The organism is Alkalibacterium sp. m-11, assembly GCF_054658155.1.
This window is the reverse complement of sequence record NZ_BAAGIR010000460.1, coordinates 1-276: the sequence shown is the minus strand read 5'-3', so window position 1 is coordinate 276 and position 276 is coordinate 1. Positions and strand designations below refer to the sequence as shown.

The following is a 276-nucleotide window of genomic DNA, read 5'->3' as shown; positions in this document are numbered from 1 at the left end:
AGTGGTACTCACATTTTACCAAAGAGAGCTGTCTTTTTCTTTACCTTTAAGCTGATTAATCTAAATAATCCTTATAATGTAAAGGATAGAACGGAGTTCTTAGGGGTGCGAAACTTGAGTTATAAAGTATCGAAGAAAAGTCATCACTCCCCCCTGTTTCAGATTACGCCAAAGATATGTTTCTAAGAATTAGTACAAACTACAACATCACTCTCATCGAATGGAATGAAGATAGAGACCACATTCATATCCTGTTCAAAGCTCACCCTAACACAG

General features: G+C 36.6%; 1 pseudogene. It reads left to right on the top strand.

What is annotated here, in order from left to right:
- Window positions 1-121 precede the first annotated feature (121 nt).
- Window positions 122-276, top strand: a pseudogene (locus ACYQ2O_RS13180) (transposase); the annotation flags it as partial.